Here is a 4,340-nt window from a genome sequence, read left to right on the forward strand (position 1 = left end):
GCCAGCCACCGGCCGGCGGCGAACTGCTCCGCCCGCGCCTCGGCCCGCATCGTCGCCAGCCGCCCCAGTTCTTCCTGCGACATCCAACGGCTCACGGGCGGCGCCATTGCCGCGAAGGCCATCACAGATCCAGTGCGCAGTGCGAGCGGCATGTCAGTGGAAGGGTTCGAATGCGTCGAAAAGGATCAAAAAAGGCCGAAAGGGTCAGGAACGACTCAGTCGTTCCAGCGGCGCAAGACCAGCGACGTATTGATGCCGCCGAACGCGAAATTGTTGCTCATCACGTACTCGGTGTCGATAGCACGCCCCTCGCCCACGATGTAGTCGAGCTGCGCGCAGCGGGGATCGGGGTTCTCCAGATTGATCGTCGGCGCGAACCACCCATCGCGCATCATCTCGATTGTCATCCACGCCTCGAGCGCACCGCACGCGCCCAGCGTATGCCCGACGTAGCTCTTGAGCGAACTGATTGGCATTCGCGCGCCAAACACGGCGTGCGTGGCCTGTGATTCGGCGATGTCACCCTGATCCGTGGCCGTGCCATGCGCATTCACGTAGCCGATTCGATCCGGCGAGACGCCGGCATCGTCCAGCGCCATTCGCATGGCCAGGGCCATCGTGCCGGCATCTGCCTGGGTCACATGCACGCCATCGCTGTTGGTGCCATAGCCGACGATCTCGGCCAGGATCGGGGCGCCACGCTGGCGCGCGTGCTCCAGTTCTTCCAGTACCAGCGTGCAGGCGCCCTCGCCCAGCACCAGGCCATCGCGCGCGGCATCGAACGGTCGTGGCGTCGCCGTGGGCGCCTCGTTGCGCGTGCTGGTGGCGAAAAGCGTATCGAAGACGGCCGCCTCCGTGGCGTCAAGCTCTTCGGCGCCGCCGGCTACCATCGCCACCTGACGGCCCATGCGGATCGTCTCGTATGCGTAGCCAATACCGTGGCTGCCTGACGTGCAGGCGCTCGACGTGGTCAGGATGCGGCCCTTGATGCCGAAGAACACGCCGATGTTCACGGCGGCCGTATGCGACATCATGCGGATGTACGTGGTGGCATTGACGCCCTCGGTGGTACGGTCGCTCATCATCCGCGCGAAGTCCTGCGCGGCGGACGGCGTGCCAGTCGAGGAACCGTACGCGATCCCCATCTGTCCGCCGGTCACCAGCGGATCTCCGGCCAGCCCGGCCCCGGCCAGTGCCGATTCGGTCGCCAGCACGGCCATCTGCGATACGCGGCCCATGGTCCGCATGAGTTTGCGCGTGTAGTGTGGTGGCAGCGTGAACGGCGGCACCGGCGCCGCGATGTGCGTGTTGAGGCCACGGATTTCGCGCCACTCTGGCATGACCACTATCGCATTGCGACCGGCGGCCAGGCGCTCGCGCACCGTCCCCCAGTCGTTGCCGATCGCGCTGACCGCGCCCGCTCCCGTGACCACCACCCGCTTCATCCGAACATGCCTCCGTTCACCGAAATCACCTGGCGCGTAATGTACCCGGCATCGGGCGAAAGCAGGAACGCCACCGTGGCCGCCACCTCGTCCGGGGTGCCCATGCGGCGGGCGGGAATCATCTTCATCGCTTCCTCGCGCACGTGTTCCTCGATCATTTCCGTGTCGATCAGCCCCGGCGCCACGCAGTTGACCGTGATCTGGCGCTTGGCCAGTTCGATCGCCAGTGCCTTGGTGGCGCCGATCACCCCGGCCTTGGCAGCGCTGTAGTTGGTCTGCCCGCGATTGCCGACGATCCCGGACGCCGACGACAGCGTGACGATCCGGCCCGGCCGCCGCCGCTGCACCATCGGCAGCACCACGGGATTGAGCACGTTGAAAAACGCATCGAGGTTGGTGTGAATCACCTCGTCCCACTCCTCGCCGCTCATGGCCGGAAACGCTGCATCGCGGGCCAGCCCGGCGTTGCAGACCACTCCGTAGTAGCAGCCGTGATGGTCGATATCGGCCAGCAAGGCGCTGGCCGCGGCCTCGCGTTGCGCGACATCGAAACACAGCACGCGCGCATTGCGGCCAAACGCCCGCACGGCGTCGGCCACCGATTCGGCTTCGTTGCGACGCGCGCGGCAGTGGATCACCACGTCATAGCCATCACGCGCAAGACGCAGCGCAATGGCGCGGCCGATGCCGCGCGATGATCCCGTGACGAGCACGGTCTGGGTTGTCATGTCTGCTGCCCCTCGAGGAAGGCCTGCGCGTCCGCAGGCCGATATACCGAAACCGTTGCCCGAGCCACCTCCTGGACGCCCATGTCCAGCGTGCAGGCGAACAGCGACAGGCCGTCATCGCCCGCCATCTCCAGCCGGACACGAATGGTCAGCACGCTGCCCACTGGAAACGCGGGCACGTCGCTGGCATAGCGGCGCGAGCCCAGCAGGAAACCCGGGCCGGGCTTGCATCCCTTGCCGCGAGCCTGCATACCCGCCCATGCCGCGATCGTCTGCGCCATGTATTCGATGCCGATCCATGCGGGCATCCCGGCGTCATCGACGAACAACTGCGTCGGCCTGATCGTCGCGCGCGCCACGCACTGGGTGTCATCGGCTGCCAGCAGTTCGTCGATCAGACGCATCGCGCCGCCATGCGGCACCACCTCGCCAACGGGTGGCATCGTCGATATCGGTCCGGGTGTGCGCATCTTTAGCCCTCCCCCATCACCAATACGCAATTGCTACCCCCAAACGCAAACGAATTGCTCATCGCATGGCGCACCGGCCGGCCCAGGGATTCGTCGGCGCCCGCCACATGCAGCGGCGGCATCGCCGGGTCAGCGATGCCATCCCACCAGTGCGGCGGCAGGCGACCCCGGGGGTTGTCCGTCAGCGTCAGGTACAGCAGTGCGGCTTCCACCGCGCCAGCGGCCCCAAGTGTGTGCCCGGTCTGCGACTTGGTGGAACTGACCGGCAAATCGGCGCCGAACAGGTCGGACACCGCGCGCGCTTCCATCACGTCGTTCTGCTCGGTGGCAGTGCCGTGAAGGTTCAGATAGTCGATGTCCGCGGGCTTCATCCCGGCGCGAGCCAGCGCCTGCTGCATGGCCGTCCGCGCGCCGACACCCGATGGGTCGGGTGCGGACATATGGTGGGCATCCGAAGTCTCGCCCCAGCCGGTCAGCCGCACGGGCCCGGCCTCGCGGGACATCAGGAACAACCCCGCGCCCTCGCCCAGATTGATGCCACGCCGGTTCGCCGACAGCGGATTGCACCGCTCGGCGCTCACCGAATCGAGCGAAAGGAAACCGGAAATCGTAAATGTGCACAGCGTGTCGACACCGCCTGCGATGGCCACGTCGACGATGCCATGCTCGATCAGGCGGGCCGCGGCCGACATGGCCTTGGCGCTGGACGAGCACGCCGTGGAAATCGTGTAGGCAGGCCCGCCAACGCCGAGCCGCCAGGCCAGGTAGCGGGCCGGCGAGCCAAGCTCTTGCTGGGCGTAGTGGAACTGTTCGGGCCACGTGCCCTGTTTCGCGTGCGTGCGCACGGCAAGCTCGCCCTCGTGGATGCCGGACGTGCTGGTACCGAGCACGATCGCCACCCGCATCGGGCCCACCCGGGCGATGGCCGCATCCACCGCCGGACGCAAGCCGGCAAGCGTGCGCTCCAGCATGGCGTTGTTGCGACTGGCCAGTTCCAGCGCGGTGCCCGCCGGAAGGTCGGCGGCCGCCACGGGCTCCGCAACGGTGCCCAGATGCAGCGGACTGCCCGGCGTGTAGCGCTCGGTGACCTCGCCACCAAACGGACCGTCACTGCGCCACAGCGCGGCACGCACGGCGTCGCTGCCGCTACCGAGCGCGCATATCACGTTCATCGCGTTCAGATAGATCGTCATGGCGTCTTTCCTTCCTCCTGCAACGTGCGAATGGTCAGCCGATAGCCGTCACGCAGCTGCGTGAACAGCGTGGTGGTGGCATCCGGATAGCGCACTTCGGCCACGACCTCATCGCCGTACCGCAGCACACGCATGGCCGGCGTGGCATCGACGTGCCAGCCATCGGGCAGCGCCGCCTGAATTGCTTCGACAGGCCAGAGCGACAGTTGCAGGTCGCTCAGGATGCGTTCGGGCATCAGTTCCCGTGGGGCCCACGGGGCCCGCGTCACGTGCAGGTCCCGGCCATCCCAGTCGATACGCGCCAGCACCTGGCCGCCTGCCACGGCGGCCAGCCGCGTATGGGCGGCATCGGCTTCCAGCATCGCGATCATGTCACGTGTCTGCTCGCCCTGCGGCGACGGGAACTGCACTGTGATCTGCTGCTGCAGGTTCAGCGTCCTGCCCAGCGAGGCCGGCGGCAGGCGCAGCAGCGGCACCTCGGCCCGCGTCGGGGCGACGGTGGCG

Annotated in this window: 5 protein-coding genes; all 5 read right to left on the reverse strand. The window is 67.4% G+C overall.

The window, feature by feature from the left end; all coding sequences use genetic code 11:
- Positions 1-215: 215 nt before the first annotated feature.
- Positions 216-1,445 carry a beta-ketoacyl-ACP synthase gene (locus tag D769_RS00075; protein ID WP_008640726.1) on the reverse strand — a complete coding sequence of 410 codons (1,230 nt, stop codon included), beginning with the start codon at positions 1,443-1,445 and terminating at the stop codon, positions 216-218.
- Positions 1,442-2,173: a 3-oxoacyl-ACP reductase FabG gene (fabG, locus tag D769_RS00080; RefSeq protein ID WP_008640727.1), complete on the reverse strand. Its 732-nt coding sequence runs from the start codon at positions 2,171-2,173 to the stop codon at positions 1,442-1,444. Before fabG ends, D769_RS00075 begins: the two co-directional genes overlap by 4 nt.
- A complete protein-coding gene (locus D769_RS00085; protein ID WP_051705443.1) occupies positions 2,170-2,643 on the reverse strand; it encodes a hotdog family protein in 474 nt (157 codons plus the stop codon). The genes fabG and D769_RS00085 overlap by 4 nt, the downstream gene beginning before the upstream one ends.
- Before the next feature lie 2 nt (positions 2,644-2,645).
- The gene (locus tag D769_RS00090; RefSeq protein ID WP_008640731.1) at positions 2,646-3,836 is read right to left on the reverse strand and encodes a beta-ketoacyl-ACP synthase; all 1,191 of its coding nucleotides are present in this window, start codon (positions 3,834-3,836) and stop codon (positions 2,646-2,648) included.
- A partial coding sequence (locus tag D769_RS00095) for a DUF3261 domain-containing protein (protein WP_008640733.1) occupies positions 3,833-4,340 on the reverse strand: 508 nt, incomplete at its 5' end. The genes D769_RS00095 and D769_RS00090, both read right to left, overlap by 4 nt.

The sequence above is a fragment of the Cupriavidus sp. HMR-1 genome (assembly GCF_000319775.1).
GTDB classification, from domain to species: domain Bacteria; phylum Pseudomonadota; class Gammaproteobacteria; order Burkholderiales; family Burkholderiaceae; genus Cupriavidus; species Cupriavidus metallidurans.

Excerpts from the sequence above, each read along its gene's own strand:
- D769_RS00075 (WP_008640726.1), bottom strand. The coding sequence starts at position 1,445 with ATGAAGCGGGTGGTGGTCACGGGAGCGGGCGCGGTCAGCGCGATCGGC.
- fabG (WP_008640727.1), bottom strand. The coding sequence starts at position 2,173 with ATGACAACCCAGACCGTGCTCGTCACGGGATCATCGCGCGGCATCGGC.
- D769_RS00085 (WP_051705443.1), bottom strand. The coding sequence starts at position 2,643 with ATGCGCACACCCGGACCGATATCGACGATGCCACCCGTTGGCGAGGTG.
- D769_RS00090 (WP_008640731.1), bottom strand. The coding sequence starts at position 3,836 with ATGACGATCTATCTGAACGCGATGAACGTGATATGCGCGCTCGGTAGC.